The organism is Coprococcus hominis (ex Arizal et al. 2022), assembly GCF_040094675.1.
GTDB lineage: Bacteria > Bacillota > Clostridia > Lachnospirales > Lachnospiraceae > Coprococcus_C > Coprococcus_C hominis.
In genome coordinates this window covers 80285-100746 of the sequence record NZ_JBBNHG010000024.1, presented here as the reverse complement: position 1 = coordinate 100746, position 20462 = coordinate 80285, and the positions used below count along the sequence as shown (strand labels likewise).

At 42.3% G+C, this 20462-nt stretch carries 24 protein-coding genes; all 24 read left to right on the top strand.

Translation table 11 applies throughout. The features are described 5' to 3' along the window. Nucleotides 1-218: 218 nt before the first annotated feature. Nucleotides 219-962 (top strand): hypothetical protein, encoded by a 744-nt coding sequence (locus tag AAAT93_RS02935; RefSeq protein ID WP_227572745.1) that lies wholly within the window; start codon nucleotides 219-221, stop codon nucleotides 960-962. Between the two features lie 96 nt (nucleotides 963-1058). Beyond that, on the top strand, nucleotides 1059-1475 hold the full coding sequence (locus AAAT93_RS02930; RefSeq protein WP_118016915.1) for a GNAT family N-acetyltransferase: 417 nt from the start codon (nucleotides 1059-1061) through the stop codon (nucleotides 1473-1475). Nucleotides 1476-1507: 32 nt separating this feature from the next. Further along, nucleotides 1508-2134, top strand: a complete 627-nt coding sequence (locus tag AAAT93_RS02925; RefSeq protein ID WP_195540625.1) for an alpha/beta fold hydrolase — start codon at nucleotides 1508-1510, stop codon at nucleotides 2132-2134. 160 nt (nucleotides 2135-2294) lie between these two features. Continuing rightward, complete coding sequence (locus AAAT93_RS02920) at nucleotides 2295-2810, top strand: helix-turn-helix domain-containing protein (protein ID WP_227572747.1); 516 nt, start codon at nucleotides 2295-2297, stop codon at nucleotides 2808-2810. 231 nt (nucleotides 2811-3041) lie between these two features. Continuing rightward, the gene (locus AAAT93_RS02915) at nucleotides 3042-3206 is read left to right on the top strand and encodes a hypothetical protein (RefSeq protein WP_021985355.1); all 165 of its coding nucleotides are present in this window, start codon (nucleotides 3042-3044) and stop codon (nucleotides 3204-3206) included. 234 nt (nucleotides 3207-3440) lie between these two features. Beyond that, entirely contained in the window at nucleotides 3441-5495 is a 2055-nt protein-coding gene (topA, locus tag AAAT93_RS02910) for a type I DNA topoisomerase (RefSeq protein ID WP_227572748.1), read from the top strand. A 118-nt stretch (nucleotides 5496-5613) separates the two neighbouring features. After that, complete coding sequence (gene flgB, locus AAAT93_RS02905) at nucleotides 5614-6012, top strand: flagellar basal body rod protein FlgB (RefSeq protein ID WP_021985357.1); 399 nt, start codon at nucleotides 5614-5616, stop codon at nucleotides 6010-6012. Between the two features lie 57 nt (nucleotides 6013-6069). Next, on the top strand, nucleotides 6070-6510 hold the full coding sequence (gene flgC, locus AAAT93_RS02900; RefSeq protein ID WP_021985358.1) for a flagellar basal body rod protein FlgC: 441 nt from the start codon (nucleotides 6070-6072) through the stop codon (nucleotides 6508-6510). A 21-nt stretch (nucleotides 6511-6531) separates the two neighbouring features. Beyond that, a complete protein-coding gene (gene fliE / locus AAAT93_RS02895; protein ID WP_021985359.1) occupies nucleotides 6532-6879 on the top strand; it encodes a flagellar hook-basal body complex protein FliE in 348 nt (115 codons plus the stop codon). Between the two features lie 26 nt (nucleotides 6880-6905). Further along, on the top strand, nucleotides 6906-8507 hold the full coding sequence (locus tag AAAT93_RS02890; protein WP_021985360.1) for a flagellar M-ring protein FliF C-terminal domain-containing protein: 1602 nt from the start codon (nucleotides 6906-6908) through the stop codon (nucleotides 8505-8507). A gap of 4 nt (nucleotides 8508-8511) precedes the next feature. Further along, the gene (gene fliG, locus AAAT93_RS02885; protein WP_021985361.1) at nucleotides 8512-9531 is read left to right on the top strand and encodes a flagellar motor switch protein FliG; all 1020 of its coding nucleotides are present in this window, start codon (nucleotides 8512-8514) and stop codon (nucleotides 9529-9531) included. Continuing rightward, nucleotides 9524-10351, top strand: a complete 828-nt coding sequence (locus AAAT93_RS02880; protein ID WP_147341787.1) for a FliH/SctL family protein — start codon at nucleotides 9524-9526, stop codon at nucleotides 10349-10351. The genes fliG and AAAT93_RS02880 overlap by 8 nt, the downstream gene beginning before the upstream one ends. 63 nt (nucleotides 10352-10414) lie before the next feature. Continuing rightward, on the top strand, nucleotides 10415-11725 hold the full coding sequence (gene fliI, locus AAAT93_RS02875) for a flagellar protein export ATPase FliI (RefSeq protein WP_195540644.1): 1311 nt from the start codon (nucleotides 10415-10417) through the stop codon (nucleotides 11723-11725). A 17-nt stretch (nucleotides 11726-11742) separates the two neighbouring features. Next, a complete protein-coding gene (gene fliJ, locus AAAT93_RS02870) occupies nucleotides 11743-12213 on the top strand; it encodes a flagellar export protein FliJ (protein ID WP_021985364.1) in 471 nt (156 codons plus the stop codon). Continuing rightward, nucleotides 12200-12937: a MotE family protein gene (locus AAAT93_RS02865; RefSeq protein ID WP_021985365.1), complete on the top strand. Its 738-nt coding sequence runs from the start codon at nucleotides 12200-12202 to the stop codon at nucleotides 12935-12937. Before fliJ ends, AAAT93_RS02865 begins: the two co-directional genes overlap by 14 nt. Before the next feature lie 43 nt (nucleotides 12938-12980). Then, complete coding sequence (locus tag AAAT93_RS02860) at nucleotides 12981-14384, top strand: flagellar hook-length control protein FliK (protein WP_227572752.1); 1404 nt, start codon at nucleotides 12981-12983, stop codon at nucleotides 14382-14384. Nucleotides 14385-14409: 25 nt separating this feature from the next. Further along, nucleotides 14410-14979, top strand: a complete 570-nt coding sequence (locus tag AAAT93_RS02855) for a flagellar hook capping FlgD N-terminal domain-containing protein (protein ID WP_021985367.1) — start codon at nucleotides 14410-14412, stop codon at nucleotides 14977-14979. Nucleotides 14980-15016: 37 nt separating this feature from the next. Further along, on the top strand, nucleotides 15017-15406 hold the full coding sequence (locus tag AAAT93_RS02850; protein WP_196019783.1) for a TIGR02530 family flagellar biosynthesis protein: 390 nt from the start codon (nucleotides 15017-15019) through the stop codon (nucleotides 15404-15406). An 83-nt stretch (nucleotides 15407-15489) separates the two neighbouring features. Further along, entirely contained in the window at nucleotides 15490-16896 is a 1407-nt protein-coding gene (locus AAAT93_RS02845; protein ID WP_227572758.1) for a flagellar hook protein FlgE, read from the top strand. Nucleotides 16897-17049: 153 nt separating this feature from the next. Next, nucleotides 17050-17268: a flagellar FlbD family protein gene (locus AAAT93_RS02840; RefSeq protein WP_021985370.1), complete on the top strand. Its 219-nt coding sequence runs from the start codon at nucleotides 17050-17052 to the stop codon at nucleotides 17266-17268. A gap of 11 nt (nucleotides 17269-17279) precedes the next feature. Further along, the gene (locus tag AAAT93_RS02835; RefSeq protein WP_021985371.1) at nucleotides 17280-18071 is read left to right on the top strand and encodes a motility protein A; all 792 of its coding nucleotides are present in this window, start codon (nucleotides 17280-17282) and stop codon (nucleotides 18069-18071) included. Further along, nucleotides 18071-18919, top strand: a complete 849-nt coding sequence (locus tag AAAT93_RS02830) for an OmpA/MotB family protein (RefSeq protein WP_021985372.1) — start codon at nucleotides 18071-18073, stop codon at nucleotides 18917-18919. The genes AAAT93_RS02835 and AAAT93_RS02830 overlap by 1 nt, the downstream gene beginning before the upstream one ends. A gap of 12 nt (nucleotides 18920-18931) precedes the next feature. Continuing rightward, nucleotides 18932-19450: a flagellar basal body-associated FliL family protein gene (locus AAAT93_RS02825; protein ID WP_021985373.1), complete on the top strand. Its 519-nt coding sequence runs from the start codon at nucleotides 18932-18934 to the stop codon at nucleotides 19448-19450. A 27-nt stretch (nucleotides 19451-19477) separates the two neighbouring features. Continuing rightward, the gene (gene fliM / locus AAAT93_RS02820) at nucleotides 19478-20458 is read left to right on the top strand and encodes a flagellar motor switch protein FliM (RefSeq protein WP_021985374.1); all 981 of its coding nucleotides are present in this window, start codon (nucleotides 19478-19480) and stop codon (nucleotides 20456-20458) included. The last annotated feature ends 4 nt before the right edge of the window (nucleotides 20459-20462 follow it).

Here is a 20462-nt window from a genome sequence, read left to right as displayed (position 1 = left end):
TTCAGCAGTCAATGCGTAGCATGTAGACAGCACTTGTATAAACATCAATCAGCAGTTACAAAATCAGAAGCATTTCAATTAGTTCACCATGTCACTTTTATTTTGTGTTATACTGTTTTATATAATTTTTTTGGTCTCCGCAACCTCAAGCAAAGATGCTTGCGTGCACATTGGAGGTTGAAGAGTCAGAAATTTTAAAATACGAGGAGAAAATATAGATGAATGAAGAAAAAGTAAAAAAATATTCAAAGGATGGAATGATTTGTTGTGGGATTATTACAATTATAAGCATTGTAGGATTTATTTTCATAACAATATTTGATCGCAACATTTCAGATATTGCTGTGTTTGGTGGACTCTTTGTATTATTAATTATTACATGTGTATTTGGATTCGTGAAATTTTATAAACAATTTAATAATCCGAATAATAAAAAAGTTAATAACAATGCAAAAACTTATAGAGGTTATTTGTACAATTCAGAATGGAATTGGGATATTGCAGAGGCAAATTATCGCATACAGTATAATAAAAAAGATACAGATTTGAATGAAAAAGATGAGGAGATAATATGGAAATATTGTTGCACTGAAATTGCTTTTTATCTTGCTTGGCTTGTAGAAAATGAATTTTTAACTTTAGATCCAGTCATAAATGAAACCATAGAAAAGGTTAAAAAAAGACAAACAATGCTAGATGATTTATTTGAATGTATTGATTTGAAACTATCAGAAGAGGATGTTAGTGATAAAATATTGCCATTTATAGACTACTGTTTAAATGATGGATTTGAAAGTATTGATAATTTTTATAATAAAGTGTCGCAAAAATATGCGAATGTTTTTACAGACAAGTATGGTGAAAGAGATAGTAGAAGATGCGGCTTTACATTTAAATGGGATGATTATGATGAATTTAAGAAACTTTTAGATAAAGAATATAAAGATTATTTAAGTGTATAACCAGTATTATGAGCAAATTGTAATTCGGAAACTTGATAAATCGTAATTTGTAAATTTGATTGATTTTATATACAAAGTATTGGAGAGAAATAATATATGTTAGATTTAAAAATCAAATACAACGAACTAACAGCAGAGCAATTTATTGAATTATGGGAAACAGTATGGGGAGATGGACCATCTCTTGAGCAAACAAGACTAGCAATGAAACATACCATATTTAGGGTTTCTATATGGGACGGAGATTGCATTGTTGCTATGGCAAGAATGAATGGTGATATGGGACTTAATTATTATATTAAAGATGTTGTTGTCAGACCTGAATATCAGGGAAAAGGTATTGGAAGAATATTAATAGATGAATTAAGAAGGTTTATAAATAACAATGGAGTAAAAGGAACAGATATTTTTGTGGAGCTATGTGCGGTTCCAGATAAGATACCTTTTTATGAAAAATTTGGATTTGAAGCAAATGAGGCACAAAGATTAAAAATTTTTCATCATGTCGAGTAATATTAAAATTCCAGTTTGAAGGAGGATAATATATGAAGTATCTATATTTGCATGGACTAGGACAAAATCCAGACAGTTGGAATAGGACAATAAAAGAAACGAAAGTATCGGAAAGTAGTGTCGGTCTGAGTTTATCAGAGATGTTAGAAGGGAAATCTGCTACATATAAGGAGTTATATTCATCATTCTCAGGAGAATGCGACAAGGAGAACGAAGAAATTGTCTTATGTGGGCTTTCTCTGGGAGCTGTTTTGGCACTTAATTATGCGATAGACCACCCGGATAAAGTAAAGGCGCTCGTATTAATTGCAGCACAATATAAAATGCCAAAAAAATTATTGGAAGTTCAGAATATGTTGTTTCACCTTATGCCGAATTCGGCATTCAATAAAATGGGCTTCAAAAAAGCAGATGTTATCAGCCTATGCGGCACGATGGCTGAATTAGATTTCAGTGACTCGCTGCATAAGGTGTCTTGTCCTGTATTGATCGTTTGTGGAGAGAAGGACAAGGCAAACAAAAAAACTTCAAAAGAACTTTGCCATTATTTGAACAATTCTTACTTCCATGAACTTATGAAAACAGGTCATGAAGCAAATATAGAAGCTCCGGAAGAGTTGGCAATCGTGTTGCAGAGATTTTATGATAGTATCAGATAATTGCTTATACTGACTGCAGAAATGATAATGGAATAAGAAACACAGTGCAAATATCACTGGACAGATTTGTCTGATAGCAAAAATACGGCATTTTCTCGTTTTATGTCGTGTTATATATTTGTTCATTAAGTTAGTCTGTTGATGAAAGGAGGAAATTTTCATGGACCTAAAAAAGATAGGAAGTTTTTTGAAAGAACTTCGGAAAGAGAAAGGAATTACACAAGAAGAACTTGCTGAAATGCTATATGTATCTGGAAGAACCGTATCACGTTGGGAAACAGGAACTAATATGCCGGATATTAGTTTATTAGTTGACATTGCGGAAATTTTTGATGTAAGTATTCCTGAAATCATCAATGGAGAGAGGAAAAACGAGATTATGGAAAAAGAAGTTAAAGAAACCGTATTAAATCTAACTGATTATTCAGAAGCGATGAATCAGAAAATAAAAGGAAGGTTATTGGTACTTACAATTATTGCGATAATAGGAATGATTGCGTTTTTGATTATTGAAATTACAGGACTGGATACACCTGGAAGTGTCTATGAAAGAGTTGCAGGTGCAGGTCTTGGGTTAGATTGTGGTATTCTAATAGTCCTTGCATTGTATCTTTCTGGGATTTTAGGTAAAATTAAAGCTAAGCGAGGGATGAGAAGAAGCTCTAATCAAAAATAATACAGCTTATTTTATAATTAAGTAATGAGAGTGGTAAATTTCTAAAGGAAAACGAGATATAGAAAACTATATAAGAATAATCAACAGGCAGGCGGTCTTATAGCGAGACTTCCTGCTTTTATATTGTATAAATATGATTTCTTTTGCTGTAGCAAATATTGATTAAAATATTAGTAATCATCAAAAATCCCCCCAATAACAAGTAGAGGTATAGCAAGGAATTGGGTGAAAATGACAAATAAGAAAAAATCACCCAACAAAATGGAAGAAAGTACAAAAAATGATGGGGAAATTATCGAAATATGCAAAAAATCCCCAATGACAGACAAATATGTAAGGAATGATTTGGGGGAATATTTGAATTATCCGAAAATTCCCCAATATTGGAAACTGTGAAAATCCTGTGGCAAGATAAAGCTGTTAATAAGAAAGAATTCCCGGAAGAATGTGCTAGAGAACGTGAAATTATGGGGCAGGAATGCATAAAGTGGATAGAAGAAGTGTGGTAAAAATGTGGCAGAAGATGGATTAAAAAATGGGATAGAAAAGAATTTAACCTTGCACCTCCACCGAAAATAGTGTATAGTTTGCTTGTTTTTGAATACTAGAAAAGTATTGGAGGAATGGGAAATGGCAAAAAATCTGGTAATTGTCGAGTCACCGGCAAAGGCAAAGACAATTAAAAAATTCCTGGGTGCATCCTATGATGTTATCGCATCGAACGGACATGTACGGGATATGCCGAAAAGCCAGATGGGTATTGATATTGAACATGATTACGAACCGCATTACATCACAATTCGGGGGAAAGGTGAATTATTGGCGCAGCTTCGTAAGGCAGTCAAAAAAGCAGATAAGATCTATCTCGCGACTGACCCTGACCGTGAAGGAGAAGCAATCTCATATCATCTGATTGCAGCCCTGAAACTGGAAGGCAAAAATTATAAGAGAATCACTTTCAATGAGATTACGAAAAATGCAGTCAAATCTTCTATAAAAAATGCCAGGGAAATTGACATGGATCTGGTAGATGCACAACAGGCAAGACGTGTGCTTGACCGTCTGGTTGGATACTCGATCAGCCCTCTTTTGTGGGAGAAGATCAAGAGAGGTTTGAGCGCCGGCCGTGTGCAGTCAGCCGCTTTGAAGCTGATCTGTGACCGGGAAGATGAGATCAATGCATTTATTCCGGAAGAATACTGGAGCTTAGATGCGTATCTGTCAGCGAATCCGGCACTGAAGCCGGTTTGCTTTCATTATGCGAAGGATAAAGTCAAAAAAGAAGAACTTGATCAGGTAAAGAAAGAAATCGACGGAAAGCCATTTACGGTTTCAGAGATAAAGGTAAGCGAGAAGACGAAGAAACAGCCGCTTCCGTTTACAACAAGTACGTTGCAGCAGGAAGCTGGAAAGAAGCTGAATTTCGCAACAAATAAGACGATGCGTATCGCGCAGCAGTTGTATGAAGGTGTGGAGATCAAGGGCATGGGCTCGATCGGTCTGATTACATATCTGCGTACAGATTCGACGCGAATCTCTGAGGAAGCAGACAAAAATGCGAAGGAATACATCAAGCAGCAGTTTGGTGAAAACTATGTCGGTGAGGCAAAGGATGTAAAGACCGGCAAGAAGATTCAGGATGCGCACGAGGCGATCCGTCCAACAAATGTGGAGTTATCTCCGGTGAAATTAAAGGAGCAGCTTCCACGTGACCAGTTCCGTTTATACCAGCTTATCTATAACCGCTTTTTAGCAAGCCGTATGGCACCGGCAGTTTATGAGAACAAGACAGTATATGCCACGGCAGAGGAACATAAGTTTAAGGCTTCTACATCGAAGGTTGTGTTCGATGGATTCATGTCTGTATATTCGTTAGATGAAGAGAAGGAAGAAAAGACAAGACTGACCGGACTGGAAAAAGGTACAACACTTACCTGTGCAGAGCTTGAGGAAAAGCAGCATTTCACACAGCCGCCGGCACATTATACAGAGGCGCTTCTTGTAAAGACGATGGAGGAGCTTGGAATCGGGCGTCCGTCTACGTATGCATCGACGATCACAACGATTTTAAACCGGCGTTATGTGATCCGGGAGAACAAGAATCTGTATGTGACAGAGCTTGGTGCGGCAGTCAATAAAATGATGTCGGATGCATTCCCGGCAATTGTGGATACCGAGTTTACAGCAAATATTGAGTCGCTTCTGGACAGCATTGAGGAAGGAAAATTAGAGTGGAAGGTTGTTATCCGGAATTTTTATCCGGATCTTGCAGAGTCTGTGGAGAAAGCAAAGGAATCGCTGGAATCGGTCAAGATTGCAGATGAGGTATCGGATGTGCCTTGCGATCAGTGTGGACGTATGATGGTAGTCAAATATGGTCCGCATGGAAAGTTCCTTGCGTGCCCGGGATTCCCGGAGTGTCGGAACACAAAGACATACTACGAGAAGATCGGTGTTGCATGCCCGAAATGCGGCAAGGATATTATTTTGCGCAAGACGAAAAAGGGCAGACTTTACTATGGCTGTATTGGATATCCAGATTGTGATTTCATGTCCTGGTCGAAGCCGTCGGATAAGAAATGTCCGAAATGTGGCGGTTACATGGTAGAGAAAGGAAATAAGCTTCTGTGTGCCTCTGAGACATGCGGTTACACCTGTGAGCGCGAAAAAAAGGAAAACGAGTAAATATTTAGTGGTCAGAAAAGATTTTTGTTGAAGCATACCACAAAATATGGTAGGATAGTTACTGTATGGGAATCTGTACAGTAACTATTTTTTTAGTTTGAAAATAAGGAGGAAGTCGATGATCACATCCGGTATTTATAACTATGTGAATATTTTGGACAAAGCGGCAGATGCTGCGAATCTGCGAAACGAGCTTCTGACGAACAATATTGCGAATGTAAGCACGCCGAATTACAAGCGGAAAGATCTGGATTTTGAGTCGGTTCTGCAGGGAGAACTTGCAGGGGAAAAGAATCTGAGCAAGGCAGTGAAAAAGGCAAATCAGAATCTTGAGACATTGGATGCACAGGTTTACACGGATAATGCATCGCTTTCATATCGTCTGGATGGAAACAATGTCGATATCAATACTGAAGAGGCAAGACTGGCGGAAAACCAGATCAAGTATCAGGCTCTGGTTGATCTGATGAATCAGGAGTTTGCCAGATACAATACCGTACTTAGTTCTGGTAATTAATGTGGAAGTATTCTGATGGATATTTCCGTCGGATGACAGATTAGGGAGGTAACAGCGATGGGTGTATTTTCAGCGATGAATGTATCTGCAACCGGCATGACGGCGCAGCAGATGCGAATGGATGTAATTGCACAGAACATTGCGAATGCGAACACCACACGTACAGAGAATGGTGGTGCATACCGCAGAAAGACAGTGGTGTTTGAAGAACAGGATACAACATCCTTTGACCATATGTTAAACGGCTATATGTCAAACTATGAACCAAATGGTGTTAAAGTGACAAAGATCGTGGAAGATCCATCAGATCTGCGTCTTGTATATGAGCCGGACAATCCGGATGCAAATGCAGATGGATATGTGGAATATCCAAATGTGGACACAGTAACCGAAATGACGAATCTGATTGATTCAAGCCGTTCTTATGAAGCAAGCGCAACGGCATTTAATGCTGCGAAAAATATCGCGGCAAAAGGATTGGAATTATTTAATAGCTAATTGGTATCAGGAGATAGATAAATGGCAATTACACCAGTGAGTTTGTTCAGTGATGAATGGACAACCTTAAACAGTATTCAATCTGCAAATTCTGCAAGCTCTGCAGAACGTGCAGATAAAAAAGCGTCCAGCTCGCAGGGTACAGCGTTCGATACGTTTTTAAATGCGGCAGTGGATATGTATAAGGAAGCAGATTCTTTACAGAAATCAGCAGAGTCTGCGGAGATGAGCTATGCACTTGGGTATTCGGACAATATCCATGATGTGGCAGCTGCTGCACGGAAGGCAAGTATTTCCCTGCAGTATACAGTGAAGGTTACAAATGCGGTGGTATCCGCATACAAAGAATTGATGAACATGCAACTATAAATTTATGCATATAGAGTAGGTATCGTATGAGAGAATGGTTTAGTCAGCTACCATCGAAGATAGTTGAGTTTTGGAAAAAGTATACAAAGAGACAGAAGGCGTTATTCTTCTCGGTATTGGCGGCAGTTCTGGTTGCTGTGATCGCATTGGTTGCAATTTTAAACCGGACTTCATATGTGGTATTGTCCACCTTTGAGGATACGGCGACAGCTGCTCAGGCAGCGAATCTGCTGGAAGATAATTCGATTACATACAAGGTCAGTGACGATGCGTTAAAGATTGAGGTTGATGAGAACCAGGTGTCACAGGCACGTCTGCTCCTTGGCGAAAATGGCATTGGAACGAATAATGGACAGTCAGATTATGACAGTCTGTTTAACAATAGCTTCAATACGACAGATTCGGAGAAAAAGCTCAAGGCAAAGCTTTACAAGCAGTCTGAGATGGAACGGGATATTGCATCCATGCAGGGTGTGACGAAGGCTTCGGTTACAATCAATCTGCCGGAAAGCACAAACACGGTTTATGCGAGTGACCAGACTGCTTCAGTCAGCATTATGCTTACCATAAATGGTGACTACAATCAGGAAAGCACAAATGCAATCGTAGAGTATGCGAAAACCTGTGTTGGTAATTCGGATACAAAGGCAATTACAATCGTTGACAACAAGGGCGAATTGTTGTTCTCCGGTCAGAACTCTACCACGAGTGCATCCCCGGTTATCATGGTACAGCAGCAGGTGGAGGAGTATTACAACAGCAAGCTTTGGAACCTGATGGTAAATTCGGGCGTGTATGACGAGGTATCTGTATCGGCAAATCTGGATGTGAATATTTCCCAGCAGGAGATTGAAGATATCAAATATTACTCGAATGACGAGGATGATACCGGTCCGAAATCCTCCCATTATTACTATCTGGCGGAAAATACTGATGGTACCGGTGGCGTGGTTGGTACGGATGCAAATGGTGAGGAAATCACAGATTATAACCTGCTCGATAATGCAAATGCAGGCTCGACTTTGAGCGTTCTGCGTGAAGATTACGAGACGAGCAGTACGACAACCCGTACTGTGACGCCAGTTGGTGATGTCAATATGCAGAATTCCAGCATGGCATTGTATCTGACCCGGTATGAGAACTACTATGAAGATCAGATGAAGGAACAGGGATTGCTGGATGGTACGACGTTTGCGGAGTATCAGGCAGCAAATTCGACACCGACAGAGAATATTAACCCACAGGAAATGGTCGACATGCTTGCCAGTGCAACCGGTATGAAGGCGGCAAATATCTATGTGGTAGAGCGGATCGTTCCAGTCTTTTACCCGGCTGAGACGAAGTCCGTACCGGTACAGAGCATTTTGTCAATCGTACTGGCTGTGATTATTGGTGGATTGTTGTTATTTGTTGTATTCCGCAGCATGAAACCGCATGAGGTTGTCGAGACAGAACCGGAGCTTTCGGTAGAGGCTCTGCTTGCGACAACGAAGGAGAACCAGACTTTGGATGATATTGAGTTTAGTGATAAATCCGCTTCCAAGCAGCAGATTGAGAAATTTGTGGATGAAAACCCGGAAGCAGTGGTGGCATTGTTACGAAATTGGCTAAACGACGATTGGGAGTGATACTATGGCGACAACATTACATTCATCGGATATTACAGGCGTGCAGAAGGCTGCAATTTTGCTGATCGCGCTTGGACCGGAACGTTCCTCTAAGATTTTTCAGCATCTGAAGGATGATGAGATAGAGGCGTTGACATTGGAGATCGCCAATACAAAAAGTGTATCGGCAGAATTAAAGGATGAGGTGCTGGATGAATTCTATGAGGTTTGTCTGGCACAGCAATACATTGCAGAGGGTGGTATTGCTTATGCGAAGGAACTTCTGGACAAGGCACTTGGCGAGGATCGTGCAAGAGATGTCATCGGCAGACTGACCGCATCTTTGCAGGTACGTCCATTTGAGTTCGTACGAAAGGCAGATGCAAGCCAACTTTTAAACTTTATTCAGGACGAGCATCCGCAGACAATCGCGTTGATTCTTGCATATCTTCCGGCATCGCAGGCGGCAGCCGTGGTCAGCGCGCTGGCACCGGAGAAGCAGGCAGACGTTGCAAAGCGTATCGCAATGATGGATCGAACCAGCCCGGATGTAATCAAAGAAGTGGAAAAGATATTGGAGAAGAAACTGGCGTCTCTGGTCAATCAGGATTACACGATTGTCGGTGGTGTGGATTCCATCGTCAATATCCTGAATACGGTCGACCGGAGTACCGAGAAACATATTATGGAAAACCTCGAAATCGAGGAACCGGAATTGGCAGACGAGATCCGCAGAAAGATGTTTGTATTCGAGGATATTCTGCTGCTTGATAACCGTGCAATCCAGACTGTACTCCGTGAGGTGGAGAACAACGAGCTGGCAGTGGCTTTGAAGAATGCAAACGAAGACGTACAGAAGGTGATCTTCGATAACTTGTCATCCCGTCTGGCATCTATGATCAAAGAGGACATGGAGTTTATGGGTCCTGTCCGTCTGAAGGATGTCGAGGATGCACAGCAGAAGATCGTAAATATTATCCGAAAACTGGAGGATGCCGGCGAGATCGTAATTTCCCGTGGTGGAGGTGACGAGATTGTTGTCTAATATTTTTAAATCCGGGATACCAGGCGTGCGTACGGTGTCACAGGAACCGTTTGTGATCGATGCAAACAGCCGTGTGATCGAACCGCCCAAACCGCGTGTGATCCGTCCGAAGAATGATGTACCAGAAGGTTCAGCGGAAGCAGGAGATACTTTCGAGGCAGGCATTACAGAGATGGCTGCGACGATCAATCTGGAAGAGCATAAAGAGCTTTTGGATGACGCGATGGAGAAGGCAAAACTTTTACAGGATGATGCGCGTGAACGGGCACAGAAGATTTTGGAGGATGCCAAGGCGGATGCAGAGGCAATTCGCAAAGCTGCACAGGAAGAGGGTTTTGCAAAAGGGCTCGAAGATGGCAACATGGAAGCGATGCGCCGGGCGGATGAGTATCTGGAGAAGATCAGTCGGGAACGCGATCAGGCACTTGCGCAGGCGCGGGAAGAAATGATGGAGAATATCACAGATACTGAGGAACAGATCGTGGATGTTGCGTGCAAGCTGATCCAGAAGCTGACAGGTATACTGGTCGATGATTATAAGCCAGTGATGATCTACATGATCAATCAGGTGTTAAATGAGGATGAGGATTCCAGAAAGTTCGTCATCCGGGTATCAGAAGAGAATTATACATATATTGCAGATAATGCGGATCGATTGTCCGGAGCTGCGAATCCGGGAATAACCATAGAGATATTCAGCGATACAAAACTACAAAAGGGGCAATGTCAGATCGAGAGTGACACGGGTATCGTGGATCTGTCCATGGACGTGCAGGTGCGGAATTTGATTACCGCTATCAAATTATTATCTACGCAATAAAGGCATAATCGCAGATAGGAATATCTGCGATTCTCTATATATAGCCATAAATGGAGCAATGAAATGTTGAAGAAATTTGACCGAGCAAGATACGATGCACTGTTATATCGTGATTTCAGTGTGCATTACGGAAAAGTAAATAAAGTTGTCGGACTGACGGTAGAATCGGTAGGACCACCGGCAAAGCTGAATGACCTGTGCGAGATCATCTCGAAGGATGGTCTGACAAAGGTCATGGCAGAGGTCGTCGGTTTCCGCGAGAATAAGGTACTACTGATGCCGTATGATTCGGTCGATGGAATCGGACTGGGGGCAACGGTTCGGAATACAGAAGGTGTCCTGCAGGTTCCGGTTGGTGAGGAATTGCTTGGCAAGGTGTTGGATGGCATCGGACGACCGATGGACGGCAGTACGCTCACGACGACGGAGACGTATCCGATTGATGCGCCGCCACCGGATCCACTCAAACGAAAGTTGATTGATGAAGTACTTCCACTTGGGGTAAAAGCGGTGGATGGACTTTTAACGATCGGAAAAGGACAGCGTATCGGCATCTTTGCTGGTAGTGGTGTTGGAAAAAGTACTTTGCTGGGTATGTTTGCCAGAAATACGAAAGCAGATATTAATGTGATCGCACTGATCGGAGAGCGAGGTCGTGAGGTCGGTGAGTTTATCGAGCGAGATCTGGGGGCGGAAGGTCTGAAGCGTTCTGTGCTTGTAATCGCAACCTCGGATAAACCGGCACTGATCCGTAATAAGGCGGCAAAAACAGCAACCGCAATTGCAGAATATTTCCGGGATCAGGGCAAGGATGTCCTGTTGATGATGGATTCCCTGACCCGTTTTTCGATGGCACAACGGGAGATTGGACTGGCATCTGGAGAGCCTCCGGTTACAAGAGGATATCCGCCATCAGTATATGCGGAGCTTCCAAAGGTATTAGAGCGTGCAGGCAATACGCATCAGGGTTCGATTACCGGACTTTATACGGTGCTTGTCGATGGCGATGATTTCAACGAGCCGATCACCGATACGGCGCGAGGTATCTTAGATGGACACATTGTGCTGTCGCGAAATCTGGCACATAAAAACCATTATCCGGCGATTGATATTATGGCGAGTATCTCGCGATGCATGAGTGCGATTGCATCGAAAGAACATAAGCAGGCGGCTGGCAGATTGAAAAATGTACTCGCAACCTACAACGACGCAGAGGATCTGATCAACATAGGTGCCTACAAATCCGGCTCCAACCCGGAGATTGACTATGCAATCACGAAGATCAATCAGGTCAATGCGTATCTGATGCAGGATGTGGACAGTAAGTTTTTGCTGGAGGATGAGCTGAAGCAGTTGTATGCGATTTTTGAATAAGACAGGATGAAGAATGTATGGCGAAGTTTATATATCGAATGCAGAATATCTTGAATATCAAATATAAGCTGGAGGAGTCTGCCAAGCAGGAGTACGCCGAAGCAAGGCAGGCACTTGCGGCAGAGGAACAGAAGCTTGATGCATTAAAAAAACGCAAACAGGGATATTATGAAGCGTATCAGGCATCCATACAGGGAAGGCTGGATTTCCTTGAGATTGAAGAAAATGCAAACAGTATGGATATCTTAGATATGATGATCGAGGAGCAGAATGCAGTGATCCGGCAGAAGAGCAAAGAACTGGAACTTGCCAGACAGAAGATGGCACGCGAGATGCAGGAACGGAAAATGCATGAGAAGCTGAAAGAAAAGAAGTTCGATGAATTTAAACAGGAGTTGAATGCGACCGAGAAACGGGAGACCGATGAGGTGGCGGGATATCAGTTTACAAGTGCAAAGAAAGAGGTGGAAGACAATGGCAAAAAATAAGAGAGAAAAAGGAGAAAACTCCGGTAGCAATAAAGGTGTAGGTATCCTGATCGGTGTTTTGATCGTAATTACATGGCTGAGTGTGATGTGTCTGCTCATAAAATGTGATGTAGGTGGATTTGGAAGCCGTGTGCTCCGCCCAGTATTTAAGGATGTTCCAGTGATCAATAAAATATTGCCGGATGCTTCGGATGAGGAAGTTGCGATTGAGAGTGATTATCCATATACGAATCTGGAGGATGCTTTAAAGCATATTGCAGACCAGGATGCAGCGATTGGCAGCAAGGATGCAGAAATCTCCGAATTAAACGACAAAGTGACGGAATTACAGGCAGAAGTCGATCGCCTGACGACCATTGCAAAGGATCAAAGTGACTTTGAAGATGAAAAAAAGAAATTTTATGACGAAATAGTCTATGGAGATTCGGCTCCAGATACCGATACATATAAAGAGTGGTACAATGAGCTTGATGCGGAATCCGCTGCTGAGATCTATCAGCAGGTATTAGAACAGGATCAGGCAGATGACAGTATCAAGAAAATGGCACAGTCGTACGAAGAAATGAATGCGTCGGAAGCTGCAAAGATTTTGGAGACGATGGGCAATGATCTCGATACAGTTGCACTGATCATGAACAATATGGATGCGCAGTCAAGGGGAAAGGTGCTCGCGGCGATGGATCCGGATTTTGCGGCTGCGGTAACGAAGAAGCTTTTGCCATAGAGCCATTGTATAACTCCAAATAAGAAAAAAAGGAGGAACGCAAATGATTGTAGGAATTCAATCAGGTGGAATCGGAAAAGTCGATATGAGCCAGACGGGCGGAACCACAGACAAATCAAAGTCGAAGGACAAAGCCTCTGGAACATTTGAAGATCTGATGAATCTGGCAGCAACCAATCCGAATACCACCACGCAGACAGCGAATTCTGCAACGATGAAAAACGATGTAGATGCGGTAAAACAGGCAGACACAACGGTTTCTGGCGAGAAAAAGCAGTCAGATCTGAACAAGTATACAAGATCAGATGCGAAGACAGAAACAACGCGTACTACCGGTGCAGAAAAAGCAAAGCGAAACGAAGCACCACAGGAAGTAGAAGGCGACGATTTAAAAGCGGAATTACTTTCGAATAAGCTGAAAAAGCTTCTGAATGTGGACGATGAGACATTGCAGAATCTCTTGCAGACAGCGGGACTTACAATGCAGGATCTGCTTGATCCGGCTGTGATGAAGGATTTTATTTTGCAGATCAATGATGCAACATCTGTGGATCTGCTGATTGACGAATCCCTGAATAATCTTATGCAGCAGGCAATGCAGCTTCTGGATGAGGTTTTGAATGTGGTGGATGAGACAGTGATTTCAACAGAAGTGCCAGTTGAGGAACTGCTTCCAGAGGAGTCGTCATCTGCACAGACAGAGCCACAGGAGACGGTTGTGGATGCAGAAAAGCCACAGACAGTGGAAGCAAAAACAGAGACGGTTGCACAGACGACACCGGAGGAGGATGTTACCCGGACGGATGGTAAAAGTGTTGAAACCCAGACTGTTGACACAGAAGTACAGGTGACTGTGCAGACAGAGGATGCTGGAGATTCGGATGCTTCTGCAGATATGATGAAACAGAATGCAGAGGGTGTGATTTCCAATCTGAATCAGGCGATGGCACAGGCGACAGGCGAAGAGATTGCAGCAACACCGTTTGATACGTCGGTAACACAGACGGATATTGTCCGTCAGGTAGTGGATGAGATCAGAGTGAACTTATCGAAAGATGTCACATCGATGACCTTACAGCTGAATCCGGAACAGCTGGGAAAAGTACAGATTCATGTATCCACGAAAAATGGTGTGATGCAGGCACAGATCATTGCAGAAACAGAGGCGGCAAAGGCAGCCGTGGAGTCAGGGCTGGCAGTTCTGAAGGAAGCTTTTGAAAATCAGGATCTCAAAGTAGATGCCATTGAGGTAATGGTTGGAACACCGGATTATTTCATGGAAGAAAGCGGTGCGGAAGCACAGATGGAACAAAAAGAGCAAAAGTCAGGAAATTCGACTGGCCCGGTTAATTTCACAGGCAATTCAGACGATGATATAATTGAGGATGTGTCTTTGGAGACAGAAATGATGAAGGCACAGGGAAATCAAGTAAATTATATGGCGTGATAAGACCTAAGAAAGGAGGCAGAACATGGCAGTTGATTCAGCAATTAGCAGTATCGCAAACAGCTCAAGCAGTTATTCCGCAACATCCAAGGGAAAGACATCCGGAAGCGATCTGGACAAGGAAGCGTTTTTGAATCTGCTTGTAACACAGATGCAGTATCAGGATCCTTTAAATCCAAGTGATAATACAGAGTATATGTCACAGCTTGCACAGTATTCTGCTTTGGAGGCGCAGCTTAATATCAGTGATACACTGGATAAGGGAAACAACCTGAATCTGGTCGGCAAATATGTAATTATGAACACGACCGATTCATCCGGTAAACAGGCAATGATCAGTGGACTGGTAGAGTATGCGACAGTTAAGGATGGCGATGTGTATCTGTCGGTCAATAACACATATTATCCGGCAGAGGATCTGGATTCTGTGATTGACTATGATTATTATCTGTATTTGAAACAGCATGCAAACAGTGATGGAACGATTAACAAGGATAATAATACAGGCGACAGTACGAACGGTACGGATAATGTCGGTGGCAAGACAGATGATTTGGATAAAACAGATGCTGCGGACAAGACGAAAGAAGCTTAGGGAATGACAGTTTATGCAGAACAAGGAGGGAATGCATATGCGATCTTTCGATGTCGATTTTCTTTCCATGGGACAGGCTGCAAATCTGTATTTCCAGAATGTGAAGCCGGAAAAAACGACAGAACCAAACAAAGAAGTTGTCAGCTTTCAGGATGTACTAAATGCAAAAGTAGAACAGGAAGTGAAATTTTCCAAGCATGCAAATCAGCGGCTGGAAAACCGGAATATTGAATTGTCCAAGGATCAGCTTGAACGTCTGAATCAGGGCGTTGGACAGGCACGGACAAAGCAGATTCAGGAATCACTCGTGATGATGGACAATCTTGCATTTATCGTAAATGTTAAAAACAATACCGTAGTCACTGCGATGGAGCAGGGAGAAAGCGGACAGGTGTTTACCAATATTGACGGAGCCGTCATTGTATAAGAAAAAGCCGGACCGATAAGGAGGCTTTTGGTTTTCCGAATGACAGAGGAAAAACTAAAACAAGATTATGGAGGTCAAAAATTATGATGAGATCACTTTATTCCGGTGTTGCCGGACTTAAGACACATCAGACAAAAATGGACGTTATCGGTAATAATATCGCGAACGTTAATACAACAGGATTCAAATCTTCATCGGTGTTATTCAGCGATGTTTTATATCAGACAAGTGCCAATGCGACCGGTGCGACAGCTACCACAGGTGGTACAAACGCATCTCAGATCGGTCTTGGTGCCAAGACATCATCCATTCAAACATCAATCACACAGAATGGTAGTGCACAGACAACAAACAATACATATGATATGATGCTTTCCGGTTCTGCGTTCTTTGTAGTCAGCCGTGGTGGAACAAATTATTTTACTAAGGTAGGTTCTTTTGGCGTTGATGGAAGTGGTTGCCTTGTAAACGGAAGTGGATATCAGGTTATGGGATGGCAGGTTGATCCGGATAATCCGAATCAGATCAAGAAGGATACGGTATCGGCACTTTATCCGGAGTCTGAAGATAACAAGGTGTCATCTCCACAGATGACAACCGATGCACATCTGACCGGAAATATTGATATGACAGATCCTGAACTTACATCTGTGGATGGACGCGCAATTTCAGTATCCATCTATGATGCACTTGGTTATAATTATACAGTAAAATTCAAGTTAACGCAGGATCAGAACCAGGCGGATAAGTCTTTGTATAATCTTGAGATTGTGTCCATCAAGGATTCAAATAATATTGAGATAACAGGAACGGACGATCCGACAACGGCTACTGTTGAAGGCGGTTATAAAGCTACAATCGGAGGCGCCAATTCCATTCAGGTTAAATTCGATGCGGATACAGGTAACTTTGAATATGTTGGAGCAGCGGGACAAAAGAATGCGATGCTTGAGATTAAACCGAATAATCCGAACGAGAAGGGCGATGTGTTCCAGTCTGTAATCAATGGTGAGGCTGTCGATGGAATTGATGTCAATTTCTCGTATCTGACAAGATTTGAATCAAACGGTAAGTCTACAGTAAAGGCAGTACGTGGAGCTGCGGATTCTACCGGAGGCGGTCGCTCCATGGGTAAGTTAAATGATGTCAGAATTGATGAGACAGGTAAGCTTTATGGCGTTTATACGAATGGTGAGACAAAACTGCTTGGACAGATATCTGTTGCAACCTTTGCAAACCCGATGGCGCTTGAAGCACTTGGAAACAGCGTGTACACAACTACACAGAACTCTGGTTACTTTGATGGTATCGGAACATCTGTTGATGAGGATGGTGGAAAAATCTCGCAGGGCGTTTTGGAAATGTCAAATGTTGATTTGTCGGCAGAGTTCACTGATATGATTACAACCCAGAGAGGATTTCAGGCAAATTCAAGAATTATCACAACCTCAGATTCCATGCTTGAAGAGCTTGTAAACCTGAAGCGGTAATTTATAAATAAAAGGGCAGGTATTTTCTACTTTTGACGATGTGAAAAAGTGGAAAATGCCTGCCTTATTTTGTAGACATAAAAATCGAACTGTGCTATAATTAGCCTAATTGTAATGTCGGAAAATGTGTAATCTTTCAGGGAGTACAGAGATATGATTGAAGTAACCAGATTAAAAGGGAAAAAGATGATGATCAATGCCGAACTGATTGAGACGGTGGAGGAGACTCCGGATACTGTAATTACACTGACTAACGGCAAGAAATTCGTCGTGAGTGAGTCTGCCGAGGAAGTAACCTCACTTGTGATCGGCTATAAGAGAAAAATATTCGCTTTATTCTTAGATAGTGGGAACAAGGCAGAAAATGTATAGGGGATAACAACATGGATTTTACATCAATCATAGGAATGGTGGCTGCATTTGGCTTGATGATTTACGGAATGGTAAATGGTCATGATTTCAGTGTAATTGTAGATAACTTTGTCGATATACCATCTGTATATATTGTATTTGGTGGTGTTTTGGGTTGTGCGTTTGCCGGAAATTCTTTAAAGGGATTTTTATCTGGTTTAAAGTCCATTAGTCTGATTTTCAAGAATCCAAAGTCGGATGAGGCAGGTACAATCAAATCAATTATTGAGCTTTCCAACCTTGCGAGAAGAGAAGGCTTACTTGCATTGGAAGAATCGGCAAATAATTTGGAAGATGAATTTATGAAAAAAGGAATCATGCTGATTGTCGATGGTACGGATCCGGAGCTTGTACGAAGCATTTTGGAAGCAGAACTTGTGAATGTAGATTCCCGGCATCAGGGGAATATTACATTTTGGAAAAATATTGCATCTGCAGGTCCTGCCTGGGGTATGATTGGTACGTTGCTTGGATTGATTAATATGTTGAAGAATCTGTCAGATCCGGATTCCATCGGACCGAATATGTCGGTCGCACTTGTAACAACGTTGTATGGTTCTATCATAGCCAACTGGTTATGTGCGCCGATTGTTGCGAAGCTGTCGCTTCAGAATGAGACTGAAATTAAATTAAAAGAAGTTATGATTGAGGGTATTTTGTCGATTCAGGCAGGTGAGAATCCTCGCGTCATAGAAGAAAAACTGAAGTCATTCCTGGCACCAAAGGATCGTCAGGAATTTGAAGAAGAGGGCGGTGGTCACTAATGGCAAAAAGAAAGCAACAGCCACCGGATGAAGGATCACCGGCATGGATGTCCACATTCAGTGATCTGATGAACCTGTTACTCTGCTTCTTCATATTACTTTTTGCAAGTTCTACAATGGATGAAGGCAAAATCCAAAAGATTGCCGCATCATTTGATAATCTGTCATTCAGTGTGATCAGCGAAGGAAGTGTTTCGCTTTTGACGGGAGAAATGTTATCTGGAGGTATGACACAGCTTGCAGATACTGACAGTGTGTTGTCGGAAGCAGGCAAGAACATCGACGGAAACACAGGGGACAAGTCAAGCAGTGCATCCCCGACGGATGCGGAGCATCTGTCAGATAACGACCTGCAGGCTGAAGTAGAACGCCGGGGCGAACAACAGTCAGAAGAAATGTATGAGGAAGTCATGCAGATGGCAGAGACCTATGCAATTGATGACCAGATTATCCTTGATTTTAACGATCAGTATGTGGAGCTGGATCTGAATGGTTCGATTCTGTTTGATTCCGGTAATGCGGAGATCAAAGATAATTCCAAGCTGTTTTTGCAGAAGATTGCACAAATCCTTGTCAAGTACAAATACAATGTAATCGAGATTGAGGGACACACGGATAATATCCCAATCTCAAATTCAAAGTATGAAGATAATCGCTCACTTTCCTCAGAACGTGCGCGCAGTGTTTATGAATATGTTGTGTCGCAGGAGCATTTCATAGACAGCAACATCAAGATTGCCGGCTATGGAGACAGCCGTCCGGTTGCGTCAAACGAGACAGAAGAGGGAAGAGCGAAGAATCGTAGAGTTGCGATTAAAATCTACAACAAGCAGAATTCAAATAATTAAGGAGTCAGAAACATGAAGAAAAATCTTATAACCGTTGTTATATTAGCAATTAGTATTATAAACCTTGTGTTTAATATTTTGCTTGTGTTTGTGTTTATGCCTTCCACATCGAAGACAAACAAACTGATTACCGATATTGCAGAGGTTCTTGATATTGAGATCGCTTCGCAGACAAAGGACGACAGTACATTTGATGTTAGCAATCTGGCACATTACCAGTTGGAACAGGGAAATCCAATCAACCTGAAAAATGATGGTTCGGGTGACCTGCATGTTGTACAGTATGGTTTGACAATCAATATGGACAAGACAGCCAGTGATTACTCCAAGGTATCTGCCAACATCGAAGCATCTACCGCGATGATCTACGATATGGCGAGAAACATCATTGGAAGCTATACATATACCGAAGTGATTGACGGAGAGACAACCACGAACAAGATCAAAGAGGAATTGTTGAAACAGCTCAAGGAAACATTTAATACTGAATGTATTTATTCTGTAAGCTTTTACAATTGGGTTGCACAGTAGATTATTGCCAGCAGGAGGTGAGAAAACGTGGCTGACGTACTCTCACAAAACGAAATAGATGCGCTCTTGAAGCAATTATCCACTGGAGAGCTTGATGCGGACGACTTTACAGAGACTAAAAGTGTAAAAGTCAAGGAGTACGATTTTTCAAGACCAGCCAAGTTTTCAAAAGAGCATCTGCGTACATTAGAGATTATATTTGAACATTACGGAAGATTATTGAGTAGTAACCTGCCAGCGTATCTGCGGAAGAATGTGCAGGTTGAGGTAATGAACTCAGAGGCAGTTACATATTCAGAATTTTCCAACGCCTTATCCAATCCGGTATTGCTTGGTGTTGTCAATATGGCACCGTTATCGGGCAATATCATTATCGAGATTGCGACCAATCTTGGATACGCGATTATCGACCGTCTGCTTGGCGGAGTTGGAGAACCGTTAGAGAAGAAAAGAGAATTTTCTGAGATTGAGCTTTCCATCTTGGAAAAAATATTTACCATATTGATCGATCTGTTGCGGGAACCGTGGACAAATGTTGTAGAGATTCATCCATATCTGGAACGAATCGAGACGAATCCGCAGTTTGCACAGATCATTTCGCCGACAGAGATGATTGCGATTGTAACGGTCAACATCAATATCGGCGGAGTTGAGGGTTTGATGAATATCTGTCTGCCATATCTGACACTCGAAGATGTTATGGACAAGCTGAATACCAAATACTGGTTTTCAACGATGCAGGATCGAGACGAGACGAGTTATGCTGATGTTATCGAGACTGCAATCAACCGGGCACTGATCCCGGTATCCGCAGAGCTGGGAAAAAGCTCACTCACCGTTATGGATTTCATTAATCTGCAGGTGGGAGATGTGATCAAGCTGAATCGAAAGATTGAAGACGAGCTTGATATTTATGTGGGCAATATAGTAAAATTTAAAGCGTTGCCCGGATCGTTTAACGATGATTACGCAGTGAAAGTAACTGAAATTATAAGAGAGGAGGAATAACAGA